Raw genomic sequence first — 24427 nt, 5'->3', positions numbered from 1 at the left:
GGCTGCGGTCCAAGGAAGTGAAGGGCAATTTCATCTCGCGGACAAGGATGTTACTGTTACATTGGGACCGGAAGGCTCCCCTTTTCGTCCCGCGCCTTTGACCGCGGTATCCCTTGTGCGGGGCAGGTTGTTTCCCGTTCTGCGTGGCTCCGGATAAGATCGCGGTCGAGTGCCCGAAAATGTTACCGTAACATTTGAGCAGTTGTGGCTATACTAGGTGCCTCCAAACCCGCTTCCACGAGTCCCCGTCGCACGGCGCTTGCAAGATTGCGCTCGTAACCTGTTCCGGAGAACATTGCGGAGACGCTCCGGTCCAGATCGGGATGCTGGATTCGGGCCATGTCGATTTCTCTTTGCGCGGCGTCTCTGTCTCCCAAGCGCGCGATTGCCGCTAGCCTCAACACAACGATAGGCGTGTCTGAAGCGGGGACTTGCCGCGCAAGGATAATCGCTTCTTCGAATTTTTCTCTCCGATAGGCATCCAGAATCATCACGAAGCTTGCATCCCGGATCGGCTGCCCAGCTATGTCGCTGGCTCTTCTTGCCAGCAGCATTCCATCCTCCCAGCTGCCGCTGACGAAAACCACCAGAGACAGCTTGGCGAGCAGGTCTGCGTTTTCGGGGTTAGCATCCACGCCGCGACGACCCGCAGCGATCGCCGCGGCGGTTTGGCCTAGCTGATACTGGGCCGACATCTGGGCCAGTGCTGTTCTCGGCGAGCTTGGGGAGAGTCTGGCTGCCTTGTTCGCAAGTTGAAGGCCTCGCTGAAAGAAGTTGTCATCGCCTGTGGTTCTGCCGAGCCATACGTAAACGCGGGCCAGTGCTGCTGTAGCGTCGGCATCGGAGGGCCGCGCTGCAATAGTCTCCTCGAGGCAATGCTGAGCAAGCTTTAAACCGGCAGCGTCGCGTGTCTCCACTGCGAAGTCGCCCCGCAACACGCAAACATTCCCTCTTGTTTCAGCAGGGAGCGCGCGGTTCCTTTCAAAGCCGTTGATGACCCCGGAGGGGCCCGCGATCTGGCGGGACAGGCCGTAAACGAGCGCACGCTGTGTTTCCTCTCGGGCAGTCTCCCCAAACGAGCGGCTTACGCTGTCTGTCCAAAGCACCTCTCCCGCAGCGGTGTCGGACAACTTCAGCCACACGGTGATCCCGTCTTTGTTTTCTCCATAGCGTATTTTGAGGTCGTAAGAGCTCTGTTCCGGATTGGTGGGATAGGGATTAGCATCCGCAGAGCCTGACCTGAGACGAACAGTGCCAAACCTGCCAATCGAGAGCGCCAGGCTATCCATGAACATGACTTTAGAATCCGAGGGCTCATCGGCGTTCATCGACAGCGAAACCAATGGTTTTTCCGTATCGGTGGGCACAGGGAAGACGCCGATAAATGCGGCAAAGCCAGCTAAACCGGCTGCACCCAGACCGGCGAGGCCAGCAACAGCATACCACCAGACACGGCCTTGGACCCGCCCAGTTGCCTGTGGTGGCTCGGGCTCCAGATCCTCTTCATCTGGCGGGATCTCCGGGGATCGAGGCAGTTTGGTATGTCGCTCAAGGAAAATTGGCAGATACCTACGGCCGCGTGCAATGTCGAGTCGGATACCCGGCTCGTCGCCCAGCTGCTCGTAATACTTGGCTAGCGCCTCACGTAGTCTCGTCGCCTCGATCCGAACAATCGGATCAGCGGATGCATCAAATGTCGAGGGGCGGTTGAAGACGTCAATCGCAATTGCGTAGGCCTTCACCGCGTCGCTTCGACCATCGAACAGGGCATCGATGATGTAACGGAGGAACGCCTTGTGCCTATCAGAGGCGATGAAGCGTGGATCCTGGAGGAGGCGTTCGGCCTCGGCTCTCGCCTCGTCTTCGGGGATTTCTCGATCCCCTTCGGTCGTTCCGTTCGCAGCCATCGCCCACCTCACGACCGTCGATTTCCGAGACGTTATCATGAGTATGAACTCTCTAATATGACGGCGCAATTATAAATTGTAATAGACTATCCGAATTCCTAGCAGCGGTGTTCGATCGGTTCAAATTGGGATTACGCCTGCTTGGGCGACTGTTGTCCGACACAACGGCGCTCGACGTCCTGCTCGAGGCCCGTGCAGAGGTCACGATATTCGTCGATAAGATCTGCGTCGCCCGGTAGAGGGCGCGTCACTAGCCGCTCATACGTGGATGTCGCGTCCTCGTAGGCTTCACAAAGAGCCTGGAACGTCTGGTCACGCTGCCATAGATCCTGGAGCTCGCCCCGACGCTGCGGCATGCGCATCATCAGTTTCAGAAGACCCCGGCGCGCGGCACCCCTCGGCGTATCCATGACGGTAACACGCTCCTCCAGAAAACCGGCTGCGATAGACGGCTACGGCCTTAGAGCACGAGCATATTTAGCCATCGAAAGCGAGGATGTTACAGTAACAATAGCACAACGGCGCTGCTCGCCGATCCAATGTAACGGTAACATCCTGTCAAGGTCGCTCCTTCTGTGCTGAACTCGCTCGGCGTCTTAAAGGAGTCCGCCGTGCGTTCAATCTTCATGCTCCCCGTCATTGTTGTGACCGCTCTGCCCGCATCCGCAAGTCTGGCTCAAGAGGCCCACGACGCAATCAACGATGCCAACAATCCGCTGACACCGAAGATCACCATCAACTTCCAGGATTATTTCATCCCGAGCTTCATCGACGCTCCCGGCGACCCGCACGCCAACCAGTTTCTCCTGAGAGGCCTGGTGCCTTCCGACATGTTCGGCATGCCGCAGCTTTTAAGATTCACGTTGCCGATCGCTACGTCACCGGAAGAAGACGGCGGCTACGTCACCGGACTTGGCGACCTCACGTTGATGGACATATTCATCCTGCCAAAGAAAGGCGACGTCACGTTTGGTAGTCCCGGCCCGGGTTTGCCGCGCTCGATCGGCAAGGTCGGCATCTCACCAACCACTGTTGTATCGCATTCCCTACAGATCATGCGCTTCTCGACATGCCGGACAATCTTGACCGCCGCCGGCACGTGCTCCAGCACCTGGACCACTCTGTCGGCCGCCTTCAGGAACGAAGTGCCACCGCAGGTCGGGCAATTGCAGGGAGCCGCATAGACCAGTTCTTCGGTGGCGAGATCATCGGGTAGAGGCTTGCGCTTCGGCTTCTCGGATGCGTCGTCCAACTCTGGCAGAGGAGGTTTCCCGGAGCGCAGCTCAGCTTCGGCACGAGAGGCCTCGATCTCCTCCAGCATCAGCTCGAACTGCTCGATCTTACGGTCGATCTTTTAGGAGCAAGGACCGCGTTTGCAATTCCAGTTCCAGGCCCGGCCCTGCCATTCCCGCTCGCCGTCAAAACCACAGGCATCGCATTTGAACCGAGCCATCTGCCCACCTCACTGACCGGCTGATATGGTAATAGAGCACGCCTGCGGCTTTCCTGTCGAGGCAACGGATTTGCGGCAGGCGGTGATTGCGTTGCTGTTTGCCTCGATCAGCCGATCGGCGGCCGAAACTCGCTCCCAGGACGCCGGACTGGCGAACCGCATCAATGCCATGCCGGAATTCCAGGCATCGTCACCCATCACGAAACCTGCCACACGTGGTGCCGCCGAGAACGGCAAGGCCGCCGGCGCAATCAACGTCAACAAAATGCCAGCCACTACGCACGAGCCGCCAACGCCGACCAACCACCAATTCTGTCGTCGCCGCTCGCGGGCTCCCTCCACATGGGCGGACAGGTTCCGGGTGACGCGCTCGAGATCGGAAGCCCGGCTCTCGAGCTTCTGAACGGCAGACCGAACCAAGCCCTCGCCGCTGCGCTCGAGGACACGGGCATAGTGCTCGGCCCCCTGCCGGAGAACCGGCGCCTGGTGGATGGCCTGCAGGTGCTCGCCCATGACGGCAAGCTGCTGCGTCATACGACCCAGCTCGGCGCTATAATCGACCGTCGCACCCTGCCGCTCCAGCTGGTCGAAGGCGGATTCGACACCCTTGCGGATCGTCGTCATCTCCCGGCCGAGATCGGCGGCCAAGTCCTCGACTCTATCGCGTAGGGCCTCGAAGGCAGCAGCCGGATTGCCGCCATCATCCTCGCCGTGGAACGCTGATGGCTCCATGTCCTCGGGATGCTGATTGCGATCATTGTCCGTCATGCCGTCTCGTCCTTCTATCGTTCGAGCCCCATGCTCTGGCTGCGGCTCTGGGTCAGCTGCCGCTCCATCTCACGGTCAACGGTCTGATCCCGACCGATGTAACGTATCCCCATTTCCTGGGCGCGATTGCGCAGGGTCGTTTCAAGCTGCGGGTCGCCGCCAAGACGCTGGCTCATCCCACGCATTTCCGCATCGACCTTACCCCGCGCCTCGTCATTGTTCCAACCCCGAAGCGCCTGGCGTTCGGAACGAAGCTCGTTCCAACGCTCGATGAAGCGATCCGCCCGCACATTCGGATCGGCCTGCAGGGCGCGTTCCCGGTCCATGCCGGCGACGAGCTGGCCGACACGCTCTCGGCCGGAAAGCTGCGTCATGGCTTGCGCCGTCTGAGGATCGTACTGCAGGGCGGAGCGCACGAGCGCATGCGATCCGGGCCGAACCTGATCCAGGTCAGCCGCCGCGGCGCGATAAGCCTGCTTCTGCGTGTCGAGAACGGGGAGCTTTTGGCCAACCTGCCGATCGACGGAACTATAGGCCTGCGCATAGCGATCCACGGCCTGCTCAAAGCCCGACATGGACCGCACCCGATCCGCCAGCCTGTCACGCTCGCCCCTTCCGTCCGGAGACTGCTCACCCTCTCGCGCTGGCCGCTCGGTCTGCGCAGCGCCACCGCCAGGCTTCAGCTTCAGCCCATCGAACATGCCGCGCCGGGGAGCACGCTCAACGCGCTCAGGACCGGCCTGCGAGGGGGTACGCTCCTCGTAAGCAGAACGCTCGCTTGTAGACCGATCCTGAACTGCCCTCTCCGTAGTGGCGAGGGAGGGCGCCTCGTGCCCCTTGATTACGGCACCAGCAAGATCGATCTCACTGCGAACGCCGATCGCCTCGGCAATGCCGCGCCGCTCGGCAAAATCACGGGTATAGTCCAGCGTCGTTTCCTTCGCCCCAGAACGCGACAGCCGGCTTTCGAGCTGGTCATAGGCGAGCTCGGTCGCACCCTGCACCCGCCACCCGTTGCGATGGGTTTCAGTCCCGTCCGGCAAACTCACCGGCACAGAGCCTTCATGACGAAGGCCGATCGTCGCGCCGATCTCCGGGGACGCCTCGGCCATCGCCCGCCCCAGATCCACACCCCACGTCGTCGAGCGCTCGTTGTTGGCATTCTCCAGCGTCACGAAATAGCTGTCGCGGTTGCCTTGTTTGTGCTCGTAGGGCGCAACCCCATGCGCCACCAGCTGGCCCGCTTTCTTGTCGGTAAACTCTTGCCTGTCAGCATAGAGCTGCGCCCCGTCACGATGACGGGTCATGGCGACATAGGTGAGATGCCGATCCATCGTGCCCGACGCCAGCACAAAGGCCCGATCGACGGTCGCGCCCTGGTTCTTATGAATGGTGGTCGCATAGCCATGATCAATGGCCTGGTAACTGTTCACCGGTACAGAGACGATATCGGATTGATCCGCCGTTCTCCCGTCAAGCTGCACTTGTATCGCGTCCTGCTCGACGGAGAGCACCTTCCCCAACATGCCATTCTTGACGCCGAGATCCCGATCGTTTTCCAGAAACACGATCCGGTCGCCCTCGGCGAAATCCCGCTTTCCGTCATTCGTCTGATAGGTCAGCGCCCGAACCCGCTCCTGCGCCCTGCCCTCCCCGATCGAAAGCTCACCCTCACCTGGACCACAAGGCGTGACCCGCGCCAGCTCGCCGCGTTCCTGAAGTCCCGAACGGATCGCGTCGTTGATAGCTCGAACATCGACGCGGCGATGCGCCATCGCGACACGACTGCCGTCCGGACGGTTCTCACGATCGGCAAGATAGTCCCGCACGATCGCCGCCCGCGCCGCATCACCATCGGCAGCAAAATGAATGTCGCCATGATCCCGATAGGCCGCCAAGCCATCAGCGGTCTTGTGGGTGGCAAACGAAACCGACGCCTCTCGCTGCCAGCCCTCGCGCTGCCGGCGGATTTCGGAAAGTTCGGCATGACCAATCCGCTCGGCAATGGCCCTGAACGGTGCGCCGGCACCGATCGCCTGCAGCTGCTCATGATCCCCAACCAGGACGATTTTCGCGCCGCGCTGCTCGGCCTCGCCAATGAAGCCGGCGAGCTGCCGGCTGCCGACCATGCCGGCCTCATCGATGACAAACACATCGCCGCGGCTGAGCGTCCCACGGTCACGTTCCCAACCCCGCGACCAGGACGCAAGCGTCCGGCTCTCGATCCCGGAACTCTCCTCAAGCCCCTCGGCCGCTTTGCCGGAAAGTGCCGCACCGTTAACCCGATACCCCTGCGCTTCCCATGCCTCACGCGCCGCCGCTAGCATAGTGGATTTACCAGCACCGGCAAACCCGACGACCGCCGAAATCCGCTCCGGCCCCGTCACATGCTGGATCGCCTGGCGCTGCTCATCCGACAGCCGTGCAGCACCATCACCGGACGCTTTCTGGATGGCCGTATCCTGCCGGCCGATCGCTGCAGCGACATGCCGGCGATCGACACCATGACTGCGATCATCCGCCATCCGCTCCGCCGATCGCGCCATGCCGGATTCAAGATTGACCATCTCGCGGGTCGAGTATTTCGCAAGCTCGACCTCGCCTGTATGAAGCTCGACCAATGCCGGCGATGCCATCACCACCGCGAAAGCGTTCTGGAACGTCTGCACATCGTCGTTGATGTAGCGGTGCAGCGTGCGAGCAATGTCGCGCCGATCGAACACGCTCTTTTCTGCGGTGATGATCGTCAGAACCTGTTCCGGCTTTTCGCGGATCAGGTCGGCATTTCTCTGTGCCGCCTCCGCATCTAACCGAGCCCGCTCCACCCCCATCCCCTGTCGTTGCATCTGGGTCGCATGAACGCCGACATGTTCCGTCGGCTCGATCTCCAGCCCTCGATCCATATGCGAGCGATGGTCGATCCGGACATCGAGCCCGGCCGTTGCCAGCCTCTCGTTTGCGATACCTTCCCATCTTTGTCGGAGGTCGCGAAGCTGCATGTCGGTTGTCGCCCGGCCGTTGGCGAGGAGCCATTTGTTCTCGCGCTCAAGAATGGTCTTTCCACCCAGTCCGTCCTCCCTCACCTGCCGCGTGGTCATCATCAGATGGGCATGGTGATTACGAACATCGCTCGCCTGGTGAGGCGCATGAATGGCGAAGTCCACCGCCGCGCCATAACGGTCGGCCAAGACTTGCGCGAACGCCCGCACAGCCTCGATCCGCCCTTCGCTCGAAAGCTCATGCGGCAAGGCAATTTCCAGCTCCCGCGCCACCCGCGCGTCCTTGCGCTTTTCGGCATGCTCGGCTGCATTCCACAGCGCCGAACGATCCCCCGCCCAATCGGCCTTCACGCCATCGGGAAGAACGATCTCGTTGTGCTCGACCCCGGCCTTGTGGGTAAAATCGTGGGTGATCCCGTCGCGTTCATTGGTCAGCCGCTCGGCGCAGCGATAGGCAGCGGCCGCCACGGCACTTCTGCCGCTGCTGCGCGATATCGGTTTCATGCTGCAGTGGTAAATTGCCACGCCTGCCCCGATCCGACCAAAGTCAATTTCAGCGCTGAGTTGCGTAGCAACTCGTAAGTGCGCCCTTAAAACTTCATTCGCTTCGCTCTTTCGTACGGGATTGCGCTGCGCGCCGCCACTACCAAATCTGATAGTTGATCATTTATTTTTGCCTGCTGTAGCCTTCCTACAACCCAAGGAGGCGCACATGGCACGCAGGTCGATCGTACAAAGGATTGCTCAACTCGAGGCTCGCAAACAAACCCTTCTGACCCGTCTCGGGCGACACACACGCGCTCGCGATACCAGACGAAAGATCCTGCTCGGCGCCTTCGTCCTTCATCAACTTCAGCACGGCAAGGACCCGGTCTTCGACGCTCAGCTAAGGCAATGGCTACGTGATCAACTGCCTGGTTTTCTTGTGCGGGAAAACGACCGCGAGCTCTTCGAGGAGGATCTGTTATTGCCTCTGCAGGAAGAGCAGCTCAAGGACGAGGAGGGAAGCAGATGAACCAGACGACGCGCGCCTGGGGGGCCTTTAAGAACCTGATCCGTGCTGCAGCCCGCGATCCTCTATGGGCGTCTGTTGCCCTGATCACCGCACCTTTCCGGTATGGCATCGTGGTCTTCAAAATGTCGATCTTCTACGTGCTCGTCGTGGTCTTCGTCGCCTTCATTCTTCAATACGTCATGCAAGCGGTCGGGGCCGAGCGCGGCGATGTGTTTTGGATGATCGGCAATCTCCTCACGACCGCCTTCGCCCTGCTGTTCCTGTTCCGTCTCGTCACCAATCCCCTGATTGTCCATTTCGGCGACACGGCCGACGACACTCATGGATCGGCACGGTTCGCGACGCACAAGGAAGTCGCCCCGATGACCAGGTCTGGTTCTGGCCTTCTGATCGGACGCGACCCGAAGTCAAAGAGCCTCATGCGTTATGATGGGCCGGCGCATCTCTTGACGATGGCGCCGACGCGGACCGGCAAAGGCGTCGGAACCATTATCCCAAATCTCCTGACCGCCGATCGCTCCGTGATCTGCATCGATCCCAAGGGAGAAAATGCCAGGATCGCTGGCCGCGCGCGCGAAACCTTCGGCCCGGTCTATATCCTCGATCCTTTCGCGGTCACGGGCAAGCCATCTGCGGCGTTTAACCCGATCGACACGCTCGACGTGAATGGGCTCGATGTGGCCGAAGACGTAAGCACTCTGGCCGACGCTCTCGTCTTCGACGGACCGGGCATGGCCGGTGAAGCCCACTGGAACGAAGAGGCCAAAGCCCTGATTGCCGGATTGCTGTTGATGATCGTCGCTATCGAGCCGATCGGCCGCAGGCATCTCGCCACGCTCCGCGAATATCTGACGCTTGCGCCTGACAGCTTTGCCGCCCTTCTGACACGCATGCAGGAAACGGCAGCGTGCGGTGGACTGGTTGCGCGCGCCGCAAATCGCCATCTCGGCAAGTCCGACCGTGAAGCGGCAGGCGTTGTGTCGGCCGCGCAGCGGCATACGCATTTCTTGGATAGTCCGCGCATGACAGCTGTGCTCGGCCGATCGGATTTCCACTTCGCCGATCTCAAGCGTCGCAATGTTTCGGTCTTCCTCGTCCTGCCACCCGATCGGCTCTCCACCTATTCGCGCTGGCTGCGCCTGCTCATCACCCAGAGCCTGCTCGACATGGCCCGCGATCCGACAAAACCGCAAACTCCAACACTATATCTGCTGGATGAGTTCGCGGCTCTCGGTCACCTGGCTGCCATCGAACGCGCGATGGGACTAATGGCCGGTTATGGTGTCCAACTCTGGCCGATCCTGCAGGATGTTCACCAACTGCGGGCCACATACGGACAGAAGGCCGGGACTTTCCTCTCTAATGCCGGCGTATTGCAGATTTTTGGCGTTAACGACCACGACAGCGCCCGCCTCGTGTCCGATTTGCTCGGTCATGAGACCGTCATATTCCAGACGATTACGCGCGCTCTAGATTCCGAGAAATCTGGCCTATCCTACAGCCAACATCATACAGCACGGTCCCTGCTCACCCCTGATGAAGTACGCAACATGCCGGCTCACGGGCAATTGTTGTTCCTCGCGGGGCAGCGGCCGATCATCGCCGGAAAGCTTACCTATTATTCCGATCCGGAGTTCGCTGGACTGTTTGATCCTGCGTGAACAGGAAGCACCGCTTCAGTCTTTCTGATCACGCTTGGCTTCGCGTCGGGCAAGCTCGTTCTCGACGGCCTCACGGACAAATGCGGAGATCTGATAGTTGCCGACCAACGCTTCGATCCTCTCTCTCGTTTCCGAAGAGAGGCGGATCTTTATATCTTTGAAATTAAGCGGCGGTCGTCCCATAAGATGATCGAATAATTGCCTTTAGGGACTTTGTCAAAATCGCCATGTGGCCGAATAAATGACGTCGTTTATTGACGAAATAAATGGCGTCATTTACTGTCATTGTGTTAGCGGCTGGGTCTCGTGTTTGCACCACGTTTCCCAGCCTGACCACAATCTAGCTTGTTGGAGCTTGAATCATGGCTGATTTCGAGAATAGCAGAATTTTGCCATTAATAACCCGCCGAACGCTGCTGGCAGGGACAACAATCTCTATGGCCGCAGTCGCCGGCACCCAAACCTTTGCCAACACGAGAGTTGCCCCCGCTATGCAGGCGGAAGATGACCCTGCAGCGTCGGGCTGGCGCGAGTGGAAACATCCACACGACCTCTACATCGTAACGCACCGGACGTTTCTCGATCTCGAAAACGAATTATACCGGACCACGCCTTTGCCCGTCGTCGAGATCGAACGTGCGGCCCTGCAGACAGGCCATTTTTCCGTCCGAAGCAATCAGGATATCGATCACTACGCCTCCAAGGGCTGGATAGCCCCTGAAGATCGGCCCTCGATCGAGGGCCAGCTGGCCACAATGCAGTCGAAATGGAATCGATTTGCCGAGCATGCCGGGTACCGTCGCGCCGAGCGGGCAGAGAAGCAGGCTTGGGCCAGGCGGCGCAAGCTGGCTGTTAGCCTCGCGCATACACCCGCGCTGACGCTTCTGGGTGCGACCGCGAAACTACACTCGATCCTGGAAATGAAAATGCCTGTCAATCGACGACACCCAAAATGGGAGCCCGGCGATCCAGAGTTCCGGAAATCCTTTGTGGCTCCGGAAATGGACCTGCTCCTGGCTGACTTGGAACGCATCGGGAGGATCAGCCATGATTGACACTTCGATGGCCTCGATCAGCCGGCGCGACCTGCTCTCCGTCGCGCTGGCGTCAATCACAGCAACAAATGCACGACAAGCAGGCGGCGCATCTCCTGCGCTGCAGGAGGCCGGCCACAGCGAGCCGATCCTTGATCTCTGGCATAAATGGTTCGCCGCGCACAAACGCTGCGGGGAATTATGCCTGCGGCAGCAACGTCTGGAAACGAAGCTTTTTGAAATCGAGCGCAATTTGCATGAAGGCGAGCAGGACAAGGCTTCCGACGTCGCTGATCTTGAGATTGCATACAGCCGAGCCCTTAAAGCCGAATTGGACGCCGCTGACGAAGAGAAGGTTTTGGTAAAGGCGCTCTGGGGAACTCCTGCCCAATCGGTTCCCGGCATCATCGCGAAGCTGCATTCGGTCGTCGAATATGGGGATATTGGTGATTTCTTGGACGAAACACCGTGGCCAGAGCTGCGTTCGATCCTCCACGATCTCATGCGCATTGATGACACTGGCCTAAAACTCTGAAAAGCGGTCCCGGCGCTGAGCGCTAAGGCATCATCTCTCGCCGCTCTTCCGGCTCTCTACGGCGCAATTGGGGAGCGCGTTCGCCTCGGAGCGGGGCGGCTACCGCCGCCCTCCCCTGGCCGAGCTGTCGGCATCCTGTGTCGGCAGCTCTCTGCCGGTATGCTCGATTCGCTACATCCCAATTCAGCGGATACACAGGCTTTGAGCCACAATTGCGCATCGAGAAACCACCAGCTCATCCAGTTGCTCGTGAACTACCGCCGTTAGCACGAAGGAGCGCCATGAGCACCGGTCCAAGCGAAAACTCCCCTCGCCGGCTCCTCGTCGTCAAATCACGCAGATATCCCCCGGCCGAGTTGATGTGCCCTCCCCTCTCGAGGATGCAGGCCATCGTCGCCGCGGCATTCTCTGGCCCCATCACCTCGCAGGCATCCTGATAAGCGGACGGGCTGACGCCGAGCATCGATCGAACAACTACGGCAGCGGCCATCAGATCGCGCCAGCTCACAATGCCATCGCCTGGACTGTAGTCGGCGATCTGTGGGCAGGCTCTCAACACCATTCCCAGCGGAAATGCCTTTATCGGTTCGACCACACGTGGCTTGGTCGGCTCCACCATCGCGCCCTGCTCTTCTTCTGAGCGAGGTTCAAGAACATAGATGGATTCGGGTTTTGAATTCTGTATGTGGCGCCCATTATGGACATCATTGGTGTCTGTTTTTTCTGATTTTAGCTGAAGTTCCAGACGGTTGATGATTTCCTCGCGCAAAAGTCCCATGTCTTCGAGCACATTTTCTACCTGCTTGCGATTGGGGGAGCGTGGAAGCGCCGAAATGATGGAGACATACATCTCCTCGATCGCTTCCCAATCGCCGTCAGCGCCCTCTTCCATCGCTGCGCTGATCAGCTTGCGGACATCGCGCCGGCAGAGCGTGAGGGCTTCCTTGGAGCGACGAAACGCCCTCCCCTCCTCCGCCACCTGTTGGGCAAGTCTGGCAAGCTCGGCGGCACGCAACACGAGCGGCTCGAGATCAAAGCCGAACGCCTGCTCGATCTGGCCATCGCCGTCACGGTGGACGTAGCGCTTGCCGTTCGGGCTATCGCGCCGGTGGATTAGGCCAGCGTCGACGAGGGCGGCGAGATGCCGGCGCAGCGTCGTACCTGCAATACCGTGAGCGCGTACCGATAGCTGGGCATTAGACGGAAAGACCACCAGGCTTCCATCAGGTTTCAGCTCGTTGCTCGGGTAAAACGTCAGCAGAGCATCAAGAACCGCCAGCGCTCTGTCTTGAAGGCCGAGCAGTTGCCGTGCTTCAGCGACGTCGCGAAACACTTTCCATTTTTCAACGAGCCTGCCCTCTCTCAGCACCGGCTTATCAAGCTGACCTTTTACCAAGGCAAGCGTCATCTGCCGCCGCCCGAAAGGCGTCGTCACATTTCCAATCTGCATTGTCTCTCACCTTTCAGAAGGCAAAAGAAATTCGCTCACCAAAACGGTGCCAAAGACTCTTGACTGGGATTCGTGGAAATGCGATTCTTGCTTTGCTACAAGACAGAGAAGGGCTTCCACGACGGGAACGTTTGGGGGCCTTTTTCTTTTGCCGTTTTGATCCTTTCCTGATGCTTTAAAGCGTCGTCAGTTTGGTCATGATCTGCGCGATGCCAAGTAAGCGCCGTAGAGATCGCGCAACTGCTCCATGACGAGTTCTGCAAATTCAGGCGTAGCTTTCTCATCGAACTGCAGAGAGATCTTCGTCCCCTTGCGCTCAACGGATGCAAGCGTGACACCTTCCTCCGATTTAATCGATTCGGAACCCTTACGAACGGGCTGGGCCGATAACGCAGCCAAGACCAGCTCAAACCTTGTATCTGTATCTGCGCCCTTAAATTTCGGGCTTCCCAATACCTCGTCGAGCACTTTTGATCTGGCCTTTGGCAACTTCTCAGCCAGCGCCACCCACCTCGGACGGCCAATCTTGGGCGCGGGTCCGATTGCTTCGATTAGATCACGCGGAAGCGAATGACCAAGCGAGATAAGTTTTGATAGCTGGGTTTTCTCCATGCTCAGCGCCGCCATGATCACCTTGCGATCATAGTCCTTCGCTTCCAACGCCAAGGCGAAAAGTGCTCGCTCGATGTAGGTTAGGTCGGCACGGGCGGAATTCTCCTGCCCTTGAACAACAACCAACTCTTCGTCAGTCAGGTTCTGAACAACAGCCTTTACGGTCCTGCCGAGCTGAGCCAGGACACGAACTCGGCGATGTCCGAATGCGATTTGATAATGATCTGCCTTAGACGGATGCGGCCTAACCAGAATAGGACTTTTCTGTCCGGTGTCGCGGATTGCTTCAACCAATTGCTCGTAAGCTTCACCATCACTGGCAAGGCGATCTGAAATGAAAGAGCCCTCGATCTTTTTCGGATCAAGCTCCACAACTGCCGATCCTGCTGCGATCAAAGCGCGGGCTTGATCTGCTGCGCTAGCAATGTTGCCCAGAGAGCGCCCCATGGCTCCAACGGCTCCGGAACGAATGTGCTGAAGCTTCTTCTCTTCCACTACAGCTTCGAGCTCCGAGCTGTGTTCGGTTTGATCAAAGTTGCTAGGTGGCAACTCCCGTTCTCGCCTAGTTAGCATCGTTTTGAGAGTGTCCTTGCGGCTCATTCAGCTCTCCCCCATGCCTGACGGATTAATGTCTCGATTTCCGCGTTCACTGCGTCCAATGACTCGATAGCCCGATCATAGGTAGACTTAGAGAAGTTCTCTCGGCCGACCTCATAAAGCGTCTGCTTGGAGAGGCCTGCGTCAGAAATCGCCGTCGACTTCAGCATCGCGTTCGTACAAACACGTTCGCGGAACAAAGATCGCATAAATCCGACCATTTGCGCCTGAGGTCCATCGGACGGCTCATAGCGAGTGACTATATAACGGATGAAATCATACTCTAGGTCACCGCCAGAATCCTGGACAACACTGAGGAGGTCGGATGCCATCAACAGGAACTGGCACATCGACATGACGTCGAGCATCTGCGGATGCGCTGTAATCAGCAGACCAGTAGATGCACACAACGCACCCAACGTCAGGAAGCCGAGCTGTGGAGGGCAGTCCAGAACCATCACGTCGTAATTGTCGGCAACGGAACCGAGTGCAGTAGCTACACGCCCGAAGAATGGTTCTCCCGAATGATCGGCTAGGGCACGAGGCGTATCGTGCTCGAACTCCATAAGCTCCAGGTTCCCGGGTACGATATCGAGACCAGGAATGTATGATTTGCGAATGACGTCGCTTATCGGCCGCCTGTGATCGTCGTAACGAACCGCCGCATACATCGTTTCATTGCTGCCGATATCATACTCTGGCTGGTATCCATGAAGCGCAGTCAATGAGGCCTGTGGGTCAAGGTCGACGGCTAGAACTCGATAACCCTGTAGGGCGAGATACTGCGCGAGGTGGGCTGCTGTCGTTGTCTTGCCCGATCCACCTTTGAAATTGACGACGGCCATTACTTGGCAATGGTCACCGGGCTTGCGATGAGGGACGTATTCCTTACCTTTCGAGGTCTGATCGAGGACGGCACGAAGTTCGTTGATCTGGTCAAGCGTATAGGATCGGCGGCCACCTGCGCTGATAGTCGGTTGCGGACCTTTGCCATTCAATGAGAGCTGGCGCAGATAGGCGTCTGCTATTCCGATCAGCTTGGCTGCCTCCACTGATGAGAATGATCGCAAAACCTTCTGGGCCACCGGGGGAAAGAGCGCAGCGCGCATCGCCTGCAGCTCTTCAGAGAGCGCAGCACCATCACCCGCAATGACTTCCGTCATGGGACGTTTGTCGCCTAAAAGGACGTTCTGACTACGAGCCTTTGCCATAACTACGAAAATTCTCCGGGATCGGTGCTAACTTCGTAGTTAAGATGCTCCGAGTCGGAAACGATGGCAAGGGATTTAATGTTAACGAAAGGTTAACGGAAAAACTAAGCAAATCAATAGCGTACCCGGTGCTTGGGAGAAAGTTGCTAGGTGGCAACTCACTGCTTCGATGCATCTAGTACGCTAGATCGTCGCGCCGAGCTAAAATCCCGGCAGTTTCCGACCTTGCCGAACGATGACGGACCGAAACTACACGGTCGAAGAAACTTTCGCCGTCATATCGACACCCAGTGCGCGCATAACCGCAAGGGTTGTCTTCAGCGTCGGGTTTCCGCGCTCACTGAATGAACGGTAGAGCTGTTCACGAGAAAGCCCAGACTTGCGCGAGATTTCGGTCATCCCTTTTGCACGGGCGACGACGCCTAGCGCCTTGGCTATGTAGGCCGCATCGCCTGTTTCAAAAGCGTCAGCCATGAAAGCGGCGATCTCTTCATCGTCGACAAGCGCGGCAGCAGGATCGTAAGCTGTGAGCTGTTCAGTCAATTTACACGCTCCATTCCTTGGCGAGTTTCTTTGCAGCAGCGATGTCTCGGGTCTGCGATCCCTTGTCTCCACCACACAACAATACGATCAAGACATCGCCTCGTTTCTGGAAATAAACGCGATATCCAGGGCCGTAATGTATTCGCAGCTCGCTTACGCCTTCGCCAACTGGTTCCACATCACCCGGCAGACCTTCGGCTAATCGCATCAGCCGGGACGCGATTATGGTTCTAGCTCGCTTGTCGCGAAGATGCGCTTCCCATTTGACGAAGGTCGCCGTCTGCCTAATCTCGATCATCATATCCGATGTAGTCGAAAAACTACACTTTTACAACCAGCTCATCCGCGACGCTCTACGGCACCGACTTTCGTGCACCATGAGGTATGCGGCACTCACACAAACATCGGAAGGTGCCCTTGCTAGCATTTGGGCTGATAGGGCAGGGGGCCGACTAAGCAAACGCAACCAAGGGCCACCAAGTGCGATACCACTCCGCGACGTCTTACGTGGAAATGGGGGGCCCAACTGATCAACATGTAATTGTTTCAACCCTTTGGGGTTTTACTCTCACCCGAACTCACGCGTGCAGTCTTCTTCACATCGAAATGGTAGCGATAAAACATATCTAGTAGTGGCTCAGAGTGAGCTGGATGAACTAAAGCGCTCGGTTTGAATAACACAGCATAGCGTCGTGTCGAGCAACGCGTAAGCATGGAAGGCTCGGCCAATAGAGACGACCAAGCCAATCACCCGACAAATGACGCCAGAGTGTCATGCTATTTCAGTCCGAGAAACTCCCAACCTGACACTATTGAGGATCTGCTGGGATAGCGAACACTGGATCTGTCAGCGTATAGAGTGCATCTTCATCGTAAAGCAACCTTACCTTCGCTCCTGCTGGTGCACCGCCGACGTTGACAGAAGGAAGGTCCGCTTTTTTCCTGAATTCTTGCAGCGACTCGATAAATTCGCCTGAGTCACCCGCCTCTGCCGCAGGCCTTTTTATGCCTAGCGTCTCATTGAGCAGTGACTGCACCGCTTGGATCTCTTCAGCACTCGGGCTGTCTGACGATTCGACGTTTACCGCTTGAGACACGAAATAGCGCCTTGCTCGAGCCAGCCAAACTCTCGATTCTTTAATTCCGATAAGGCCGCCATTGACGGCACGTCTGACGGCTTCGATGTCACCTGCATCGGCGAGCGCATTACCATTCACAGCTTGCCAATAGGCAACTGCGGCTGCAAAGCCAGCCACCGGCTGGCGTACCAGATCCGGGCTTTCGACAATGCCCATTTTAAGGATTGCATCGCGGGCCTTGAAATTACTGCGTCCCGTCAATTGGATGTACCCGGAACCCCGAAAACGCCAACCGTCGCCCGGCTCGGTGTTGCCGAGGTCACGGCGATTATAGACGTGATTGGCTATCGCCTCAGGCCGGTTCGCCAATCGTTGAGCTAGCTCTTCAGAGACCCGTCTAGGAAAAATCTCACGCAAGCGCTTTGCGCTATAGTTCAAATTCTCATCGATGCGGACAAAACCGCCGCTCTCTGTCGCCATCTGCGTCATGAAATGCTGCGTTCTGATCGGTGTCGTAACACCAGCCCTGAAGGCATCAGGCCATTTATTGACAATTGCTGCCACAAGATCAGCGCGAGCACGTGGCGAGAACTTCGAGATCCTTAATGAGGTGACAAGATTTTCTGCCGATTCAACCGATGGTCCGCAGTCACTTTGTGCCTGCACAGATGGTGACGCGACTGGCAGCATGGATGAGCTGGCGATGAAAAGCGTGCGCCTGGTGAACTGCATTTCTTTCTCCCTCATTGGGTGCAAGTTGTGTATTCGATCGATCTCTCTTTAAGCTGTTCCGCGATCAGCGATATTTTGACGGCGCGGTTCTTGGTGACGAATTTCCCCTCATCATCAAAGCCAAGGTGATGAAGTGCGGCGACACAGAAATGCTGACCATCAAGTGTGGGAGTAACAATTGGCGATCCTGAGGCCCCACCGATCGTATCGCAACGGTGTGTCACATCGCTAAGCTGTTGGGGATCCAGTCCCGGTTCCTTCGGATCAATAACTTGGCAACCAACCTCTGCGAGCTGCTTATGCTCTCCGCCGGGATGTTGAATGAGGAACGTGGGGACACCGACAGGCACGTCTGTTTTAGCAAACGCGATCGGCGCGATTTGGGGGACCGGTTGATCGAGCTTCAAGACCGAGTAGTCAAGGACGCGATCACTGACGATTACCTCAGAACAACGGCGCTGCTCGCCCATCGTGATAACACCGTTGGTTTGAAGATAGTCAAACACGATGCTAGCGGTCTGACATTTTGCGAACGAATTTACGCAGTGTTCGTTGGTCATTATCTCGTCGGAATTGATCACAAAACCGGAGCAAACGCGTGAGCTTTCTCCATCCAAATAGCTAATGAAGATCACCGCGCGCCCGGTCGCCGATAGCGTGGGATTACCCACACTGGTAAAATTTAGCCGGTCGTCGGTGTCGTAAATCGATAACTGGGGATCAGCTGCATCGTCTTGATATACAAAGTTCTTTATATTCACTTTGGCAGACTGAATCTGCTTTGAAATGAGCGAAATTCGCATCCAGCTGCCGTAGACCAGGTCCGTCGTCAACGGTTTCTCAAGCTTCATTGGGCCCATTAAAGTCTGTCCGTTCACATTGCCAAGTGAAGACAGGTCTGTGCCTTCAATAACGAACTTGTCGCCATCACCCAGAATCAACTCGTTGATGACGAGACGTAAATAGCGAGAGGGCTTATGCGAGCCGGGATGAGAATATTCAAAAGTTGCAACCGACGACTGTTCATTTTGTTCAACATCAAAATTCGCAAGTGAGATGTTTGATACCTTCTCATCCACCGTGCCATCTATCAGTGCCTCCACATTCTGCCGCGAGAATGCCACGCTAGATTGGAGCGTGAGAACAGCCAACAACACGGCGCGCACAATGAATCTCATCGGTCACCCCCCTTGCACGGATCGGCTGACGAATTTTGCGATCTCTTCTACCTTAATGCGCTCCAGCGTTCCGGCGCTCGTCTGGATCTTCAACACGTCATTGCCTTGAAGGCTCCCGCGCAACCTTTCTGGTTGCGCTTTGCTGTCCTCCCCGGTGCGAGCGAGGAACAGGACAACGTCATCTGGGTCGCCCGGCAATCTTTGGAACCCGAGAATCCGTTCGGTTCGAAATTCAGTCGTGCTGTTGGTCGTGATGTCGGTGAAATGCAATATCCCTGGCATCAGTTGCCCACTAAGCACCGTGCCCGATGGGCTGGTTCCAACCCGGTAAGCCAAGTCGAGCGTCGCGTTGGCCAAGCACTCGAAGTCTAGGTCCCCGCCAGTCATTTTATCTAGCATGTCTGATCCAGAAATATTGGAACAGGCAATCAAGCGCTGCCGGATTTGGTAAGGAGCCATTGCGAAATTTCCACCAATAGAAATCGCTAGGCTGACCGCGCCGGAGACGACAGCTGCGGCTTGCGAACTCCCTGAAAAGGCTGAGAATTTGTTGTCAGGTATCGGAGCAAATATTTGCTCGCCAACCGTCCCAATGGTGAATTTGCGATTGAAATTGGCGTTGTTCATCACACGTTGACCAACCACGTCCATAGCGACAACGCTGACAATATTACTATAGGTGTCGACCTTGCACGCAGGCATGGTTAGACACTCGCCATCTGGATCGCGCTCATTGCCTGCGGCTGCAACGAAAAGCGCAACCTCGCGCTTCCCTTTTATCAGTTGCGTTAGCCAATCATTTGTACGTGTTGTGCCTTCAGTGGTCGCGGAAGTCGCGGAGACATCGAGCCCGAGGCTGAGATTGGCAATGCGCACATTTGACTTGATCATTAGTTGCGAGAGGTTTGCCGCCAACCACTGCCCGTAGCGATCATTTTTTGCTTTGTTGAAATCGATCTCAACGCCGATAATGTAGGCATCCGGATTAATACCGCCGGTGCCAAATTTGTCATCCCATCTCGCACCAACAATGCCGGCCAAATGTGTGCCATGACTGCGATCCCGAAAAGGCTTCGTATTCGGGTTTGGGATTTCGTCAACAACTCCAGCATCGCCGCATAAGCCGCGTGCTACCGAATTTGGAGCAGTTGCTGCGATCTGCTGATCGTTGGTACGAATTTTGCACGTATTGGTCGCTTGGAAATTGTTTTCAGCGTTCTTGCAATCCCAGACGGTAAATTTGGATTTAGTAAATTCGCAGTGTTTCTCGTCAAAAGCACTGTCAATGATCATAACACTCTGGTTTGACGTTATCTGACCGGAGAGATCGTCTGCTTTCGCGCCTTCGGGCAACCTTGCAATTTTCCACCATGACTGTTGCCGTGACGAGATGGGACCACTGAAACGCTGGATGCCTATGATGCGGTTCCAACCTCCTTTTTCCAAGGCACCCTTCGCTTGGTTCACCTTCAAATCAAGCGTCGCATCCTTGGCACTTTTCATAATTACATCTGTGGCCCGTTGGTCAAAAGTTGGCGCGTTGTCAACGGCTGTTAGCTCGTCAACTTTCTTCCCAGATGCCATGGATTTCTCAGCAGCCCCGACAGTCGTCACGAGCCTATAGGGTGACTCGTCCCACCAGGGTAATTTCAATTTTCCCGCAGATATTTTTAGCTCATTTGCCGGCTTGATGATCGCACAGAGGGAGCTGCAGTCTGAATCGATATAGAATGTGTAGGTGTATGTTGGTTCTTCGAATGTATTTTGCTTATCTAGTAAACGACCCAATTTCGGATTGTAGTACCGGAAAAGGTCGTCACACGACAGTGTCGCAATAAAGTTCGTCTGACAGACGTAATTGGCAGACTTTAGATCTTCAATGGACTTGTTCTCAGGCCATGGCCGGGTGACAGCTGTTGTATCTCGGACAACCGTAATATCCGGCATAACAAGCGAATAACCTGGCTTTAATTCGCTCCAGATGCCAGATTCGGTTCCCAACTGATAAGTGCTGCTGAGTCCAATTTTCTCAAGCGGCGCCTGCGGTAAGTGCAAAACACGGTAACAAACGTCGGGGTTTAGGTCGCACGTTAATGCGTCCAGCCAAGCAGGAAAATAGCTGAGCTGGTATCTATCGACCCAGATTTGGCTAACTTTTTCTCCGCTGTCTCTGACTCGGTGAAACGCGACCGGAATGCTACCATTTTTCCACAAAGCACCGAGCTGGCCCTCAAACTGCACAGCAAAGGAATCCTTGCTACTTGTCAGTATATCGCCAATTATCTCTGCGCGTGTTGTCGTGGAAGGAAATAAAAACAGCAGTGCAACAAAAATAAAATTGCTTGCGTTAGAGTGCCTGCCCATGCCTCAACTCCCATCAAGTCGTGCGCCATGGATGGTATCACTCCAAGAATATACTTCAAGTTGATTTTATTGCTTATTGCAATCACTTAGATTAAATTTATCTTTCAATCGAGTGGCGTAGGTCTTCTTTGCTCGAGTGAGCCTTCATTGCGTCATCCGGCGTACATACAGACTTTGCTTTTTTTGTCGCGTCAGGGCTGAAAACAACGATCTGACTTAGCAGTGTGCAAGCGGTCTTATCCGAATGCGTCTTTACAGAAGCCTTGCCGCCCGTCCACTTCGCCGAGTCGCATTGTTGTAGTAGCTTGATGCCTGCTGCACTGACTTATGTCGTGATTGCTCCATTGCTTCTGGCAGCGGAATGCCGCGATTGGCAGCCTCCGTCAGATAGCCTGACCGCAACCCGTGTGCCGAAAACTCCTCAGGCTCCAACCCAGCCATCGCCGCCCGCTGCTTGACGATATCGTTGACCGATTTCGGGTCCAGCACCCGCTTCGACACGTTGCCCCAGCGATCGACCTTTCGGAACACAGACCCAGCCTCGATCTTTGCCGCCGTCATCCATGCATCCAGCGCCTCGACCGGCCGGCCGGTAAGATAGACAACCTCGTCGTGATCGGCACCGGATGTTTTCGTCCGTCCGAGATGAATGGCAAGCGAGGGGAGGGGAGGGCCGCCTTCGACAATGATCGTTGGCTCGACCGTTAGCTGCTCGCGACGCAGTCCAGCAATCTCGCTGCGCCGGCGCCCACCTGAGGCGAACGCTACCATCAGGATCGCCCGGTCGCGGAGATCGCGCAGGCTGCCGCTCGCACAGGTCGCCAGCATTTTGGCCAGCACATCGCCGGTGACCGCCTTGGCGCTCTTTCTTTTGCGTGGTCGCGGCGTGGCCCGGACAGCGAGACGAATGGCCGACTTGAGGGCAGGGGAGGCGAAGGCTCCGGAAAGCCCGCGCCATTTCGTCAGGGTCGACCAGCTGGCCAGCCGCCGGCGCACGGTGTCAGGCGCATGCGGGCCGATGGCCTTCAGAAACCCCTGGCCGCGAAGATTTTGCTCTACGTCCGCCGGCATTCCGTGATCCGGATCGGTTCCGCGTTTTGCCGGATCCCACAGATGATGCGCAACAAATTTTAGCAGCAATGCCTCGGGCGCCGGCCAAGGTAAGGACTTTCCCGTGGCCGCCAAAGACCAGGCCTGCAGATACGCAAGATCGGAGGTAAGCGCGCGAAGCGTGTTGTCGCCCATGCCTTCGTTGACCAGATGCCGCAGCGTCTCAACATCCTGATCGGTCAACAGCTCGGCGAGCTCGTCGCGCCGCTCCATCGGCAGGACGGCAGCGATTGTGTCGAGCTCTGCCATCCGTCCCTCGACGGAAGAAAGATCCCGAGCGGGTTTGCCGGACTTTGCCATCATTCCACAGCCGCCCGAGGCCGCCACCGCGCAATAACCTGCTCGATTTCGCTGCGATACTCGTACGGGTAAACCACATCTTCCTCACGCGCGAGCCAGGTAAAGATCGTTGCCATGTCCTCGGACACTTCGCGATCGACATTGGCCAGATCGGTCAGGTCGAAGCCGCCATGCTCTTCGGCATTCCACCAGGCGAGCAGAAAATTTGCCACACGCCGGCCCTGGCCGGAATCCTGATGCGCAATGTTGAGCAGTTTTTCGAGGGCGAAGCGGATGCGATCTTCCATGAAAAGTGCCTTTTCTGGCGATGGATGGGCGGCTTGGGTAGATCGGTTATAGCGCAGTATCAGCCAGACTTCGTTTCAACGAGACGCCGACGCTTTTCGCCGGCTGATGAATGCGGCCGAACCTTGCCTTTTGCCAATGGCATGGACGGGCGATGCTGCTACACTCCGTTGAACGCGAGGAGATGCCAGTGCCTGAGTGGCCGAAGGACAAGCTTTTGAGAACGGGACCCGATCTGCCGATGGCGGAACGCATCTGGCGATACCAGCACAATATTCGCACCATCCGGGCGTCGGGCTGCGCTGTGCCGACACCCTCGATGGTTGATACGCTTGATCCGGCCGAAATCGAGATCTGGTTCGCCGACAAGGCTTTTACGACGGATCGACTGGACCGATTGATGCGGAGAATTGCCGACCTTCCGTCGGAAACCGAATTTCCCAGCCTGCTCATCCCTCTCGAAAAAGACGGCGATCCGTAGAGAGCCAAGTCACCGGCATACGCCATGGGGTCTGGCCTGTTCGCTTGCGTGAGATTGATCACCGCTCCCATCAAACCATCCGTGACAGCGTGACAAAATCAGTCGCCATGGGCAAACGGCCCCAGGACCGGAACACCTTCCTTGCGGGCGGCAGCGGCGAGTTTGCGGTCGAGCGTCGCTAACGGAGTACTGCGATTGAGCGCGAGCGCCAGATAGGCGGCATCATAGGCGCTCAGGCCATGATTGGCGGACAGCAGCAGCACATAACTGTCGCTTCCAATGCCGGCATCGTCGAGCGGCAGGCGGCGGACTCGTTCCATATTGACCAGCGCGGCACCGGCGGCAATCCGGCTGCGACGCTCGGACATGGCCAGAATGTTGCGGATCTCGAAGAAAAACAGCGACGGGATGGGGCAGGGGGCGTCGATGGTGGCGATCACCGCTTCGGCCGCATCGGAAAACTCTTCCGGCAGCAGCCAGGCGGCGGCCATCGAGGCGTCGATGACAAAAGACATCAACGGCGGCCTTCGTCGCGCCAGGAGAGGATTTCCTCATGGGTGGAAGGCGTTGCCTTCAGGCGGGCGGCGCGGACTTCGGCGAGCAGCAGCTGCAGGTCGTTTTCCCTGGCGATACGGGTGACGCGGGCGATGGGATCATTTCCACGAGCGATGACAAAATCCTCGCCGGCCTCGACCCGGGCCAGCAGATCGGACAGATGCGTTTTCGCTTCGGAAATCTTTACGGTGGTTGTCATAGGCGCGGGTCTCGGTGTCTGCTTTGGCACGAGATTAGGCGGCCCAACGAAGTTGGTCAAGCGGCTGGTCTACTCACTTCCGATAAGCGATACTTATCGATGGTTAGGATTGCAGCTGAGCATCATCGGCGGTAGAGAAACCAAACTGCCATTTCAGTTTCTATAAAGACATAATTAAGTATAAATTCAATGTCTTGCCCTTTGCCGATATCGCTAAGATGACGTAAGCGGGGCGTAAGCGGGGCTGATTTGGTGGCAGTGCCCGATAACGGGCAGTGCGGATGGCGAGATTGCGTCCGTGTGCTGCCCTTGGCATGGTGTTTTCGGCAACAACAAAGGGGCGCAGACCATGCGGCGGA

At 57.1% G+C, this 24427-nt stretch carries 22 protein-coding genes and 1 pseudogene; 5 read left to right on the top strand and 18 right to left on the bottom strand.

The features are described from left to right. Positions 1-182: 182 nt before the first annotated feature. The 5 genes and pseudogenes from ACI3K0_RS27080 to traA all read right to left on the bottom strand — a co-directional run bounded on the left by ACI3K0_RS27080 (position 183) and on the right by traA (position 7652). On the bottom strand, positions 183-1907 hold the full coding sequence (locus tag ACI3K0_RS27080) for a tetratricopeptide repeat protein (protein WP_404946632.1): 1725 nt from the start codon (positions 1905-1907) through the stop codon (positions 183-185). A gap of 131 nt (positions 1908-2038) precedes the next feature. After that, a complete protein-coding gene (locus ACI3K0_RS27075) occupies positions 2039-2317 on the bottom strand; it encodes a hypothetical protein (protein WP_404946631.1) in 279 nt (92 codons plus the stop codon). Positions 2318-2880: 563 nt separating this feature from the next. Further along, a pseudogene (locus ACI3K0_RS27070) lies at positions 2881-3261 on the bottom strand (IS66 family transposase zinc-finger binding domain-containing protein); the annotation flags it as partial. Between the two features lie 108 nt (positions 3262-3369). Next, positions 3370-4128, bottom strand: a complete 759-nt coding sequence (locus ACI3K0_RS27065) for a DUF6118 family protein (RefSeq protein ID WP_404946630.1) — start codon at positions 4126-4128, stop codon at positions 3370-3372. Between the two features lie 14 nt (positions 4129-4142). Beyond that, positions 4143-7652: a Ti-type conjugative transfer relaxase TraA gene (gene traA / locus ACI3K0_RS27060; protein ID WP_404946629.1), complete on the bottom strand. Its 3510-nt coding sequence runs from the start codon at positions 7650-7652 to the stop codon at positions 4143-4145. A gap of 187 nt (positions 7653-7839) precedes the next feature. On the opposite strand from traA, the gene ACI3K0_RS27055 reads away from it, so the two are divergent. The 4 genes from ACI3K0_RS27055 (at position 7840) to ACI3K0_RS27040 (ending at position 11372) form a co-directional block, all read left to right on the top strand. Then, a complete protein-coding gene (locus ACI3K0_RS27055; protein ID WP_404946628.1) occupies positions 7840-8142 on the top strand; it encodes a mobilization protein in 303 nt (100 codons plus the stop codon). Continuing rightward, complete coding sequence (locus tag ACI3K0_RS27050) at positions 8139-9803, top strand: type IV secretory system conjugative DNA transfer family protein (RefSeq protein ID WP_404946627.1); 1665 nt, start codon at positions 8139-8141, stop codon at positions 9801-9803. Before ACI3K0_RS27055 ends, ACI3K0_RS27050 begins: the two co-directional genes overlap by 4 nt. A gap of 362 nt (positions 9804-10165) precedes the next feature. Beyond that, complete coding sequence (locus ACI3K0_RS27045) at positions 10166-10858, top strand: hypothetical protein (protein ID WP_404946626.1); 693 nt, start codon at positions 10166-10168, stop codon at positions 10856-10858. Beyond that, entirely contained in the window at positions 10851-11372 is a 522-nt protein-coding gene (locus ACI3K0_RS27040) for a hypothetical protein (RefSeq protein WP_404946625.1), read from the top strand. Before ACI3K0_RS27045 ends, ACI3K0_RS27040 begins: the two co-directional genes overlap by 8 nt. 235 nt (positions 11373-11607) lie before the next feature. Here ACI3K0_RS27040 and repC read toward each other — a convergent pair whose 3' ends face one another. The 10 genes from repC to ACI3K0_RS26990 all read right to left on the bottom strand — a co-directional run bounded on the left by repC (position 11608) and on the right by ACI3K0_RS26990 (position 22835). Then, a complete protein-coding gene (gene repC / locus ACI3K0_RS27035) occupies positions 11608-12822 on the bottom strand; it encodes a plasmid replication protein RepC (protein WP_404946624.1) in 1215 nt (404 codons plus the stop codon). 195 nt (positions 12823-13017) lie between these two features. Further along, a complete protein-coding gene (gene repB / locus ACI3K0_RS27030; RefSeq protein ID WP_404946623.1) occupies positions 13018-14034 on the bottom strand; it encodes a plasmid partitioning protein RepB in 1017 nt (338 codons plus the stop codon). Continuing rightward, on the bottom strand, positions 14031-15194 hold the full coding sequence (gene repA, locus ACI3K0_RS27025; protein WP_404946622.1) for a plasmid partitioning protein RepA: 1164 nt from the start codon (positions 15192-15194) through the stop codon (positions 14031-14033). The genes repB and repA overlap by 4 nt, the downstream gene beginning before the upstream one ends. 297 nt (positions 15195-15491) lie before the next feature. Continuing rightward, positions 15492-15785, bottom strand: coding sequence for an addiction module antidote protein (locus tag ACI3K0_RS27020; RefSeq protein ID WP_404946621.1), 294 nt, complete (start codon positions 15783-15785; stop codon positions 15492-15494). A 1-nt stretch (position 15786) separates the two neighbouring features. Further along, a complete protein-coding gene (locus tag ACI3K0_RS27015) occupies positions 15787-16083 on the bottom strand; it encodes a type II toxin-antitoxin system RelE/ParE family toxin (RefSeq protein WP_404946656.1) in 297 nt (98 codons plus the stop codon). 511 nt (positions 16084-16594) lie between these two features. Next, entirely contained in the window at positions 16595-17596 is a 1002-nt protein-coding gene (locus tag ACI3K0_RS27010) for a glycoside hydrolase family 19 protein (RefSeq protein WP_404946620.1), read from the bottom strand. A gap of 11 nt (positions 17597-17607) precedes the next feature. Continuing rightward, positions 17608-18774, bottom strand: a complete 1167-nt coding sequence (locus ACI3K0_RS27005) for a trypsin-like serine peptidase (RefSeq protein WP_404946619.1) — start codon at positions 18772-18774, stop codon at positions 17608-17610. Between the two features lie 3 nt (positions 18775-18777). After that, positions 18778-21138 carry a S8/S53 family peptidase gene (locus ACI3K0_RS27000; RefSeq protein ID WP_404946618.1) on the bottom strand — a complete coding sequence of 787 codons (2361 nt, stop codon included), beginning with the start codon at positions 21136-21138 and terminating at the stop codon, positions 18778-18780. A gap of 252 nt (positions 21139-21390) precedes the next feature. Beyond that, on the bottom strand, positions 21391-22497 hold the full coding sequence (locus tag ACI3K0_RS26995; protein ID WP_404946617.1) for a tyrosine-type recombinase/integrase: 1107 nt from the start codon (positions 22495-22497) through the stop codon (positions 21391-21393). A gap of 50 nt (positions 22498-22547) precedes the next feature. Next, positions 22548-22835: a hypothetical protein gene (locus ACI3K0_RS26990; protein ID WP_404946616.1), complete on the bottom strand. Its 288-nt coding sequence runs from the start codon at positions 22833-22835 to the stop codon at positions 22548-22550. A gap of 188 nt (positions 22836-23023) precedes the next feature. Here ACI3K0_RS26990 and ACI3K0_RS26985 point away from each other — a divergent pair, with 188 nt between their 5' ends. Next, complete coding sequence (locus tag ACI3K0_RS26985; protein ID WP_206829596.1) at positions 23024-23314, top strand: hypothetical protein; 291 nt, start codon at positions 23024-23026, stop codon at positions 23312-23314. A gap of 98 nt (positions 23315-23412) precedes the next feature. Here the strand turns inward: ACI3K0_RS26985 and ACI3K0_RS26980 are convergent, their stop codons facing one another. The 3 genes from ACI3K0_RS26980 to ACI3K0_RS26970 all read right to left on the bottom strand — a co-directional run. After that, entirely contained in the window at positions 23413-23829 is a 417-nt protein-coding gene (locus tag ACI3K0_RS26980) for a type II toxin-antitoxin system VapC family toxin (protein ID WP_206829595.1), read from the bottom strand. Further along, on the bottom strand, positions 23829-24068 hold the full coding sequence (locus ACI3K0_RS26975) for a type II toxin-antitoxin system Phd/YefM family antitoxin (protein ID WP_404946615.1): 240 nt from the start codon (positions 24066-24068) through the stop codon (positions 23829-23831). Before ACI3K0_RS26975 ends, ACI3K0_RS26980 begins: the two co-directional genes overlap by 1 nt. Before the next feature lie 160 nt (positions 24069-24228). Beyond that, on the bottom strand, positions 24229-24427 hold a 199-nt coding region (locus tag ACI3K0_RS26970; protein WP_404946614.1), incomplete at its 5' end, for a hypothetical protein.

Origin of the sequence: Rhizobium sp. ZW T2_16 (genome assembly GCF_044987325.1) — a bacterium.
In the GTDB taxonomy this organism is placed as follows: Bacteria; Pseudomonadota; Alphaproteobacteria; order Rhizobiales; family Rhizobiaceae; genus Neorhizobium; species Neorhizobium cellulosilyticum.
The sequence above is the reverse complement of the archived record's forward strand: the minus strand, read 5'-3'. Positions and strand labels throughout refer to the sequence as shown.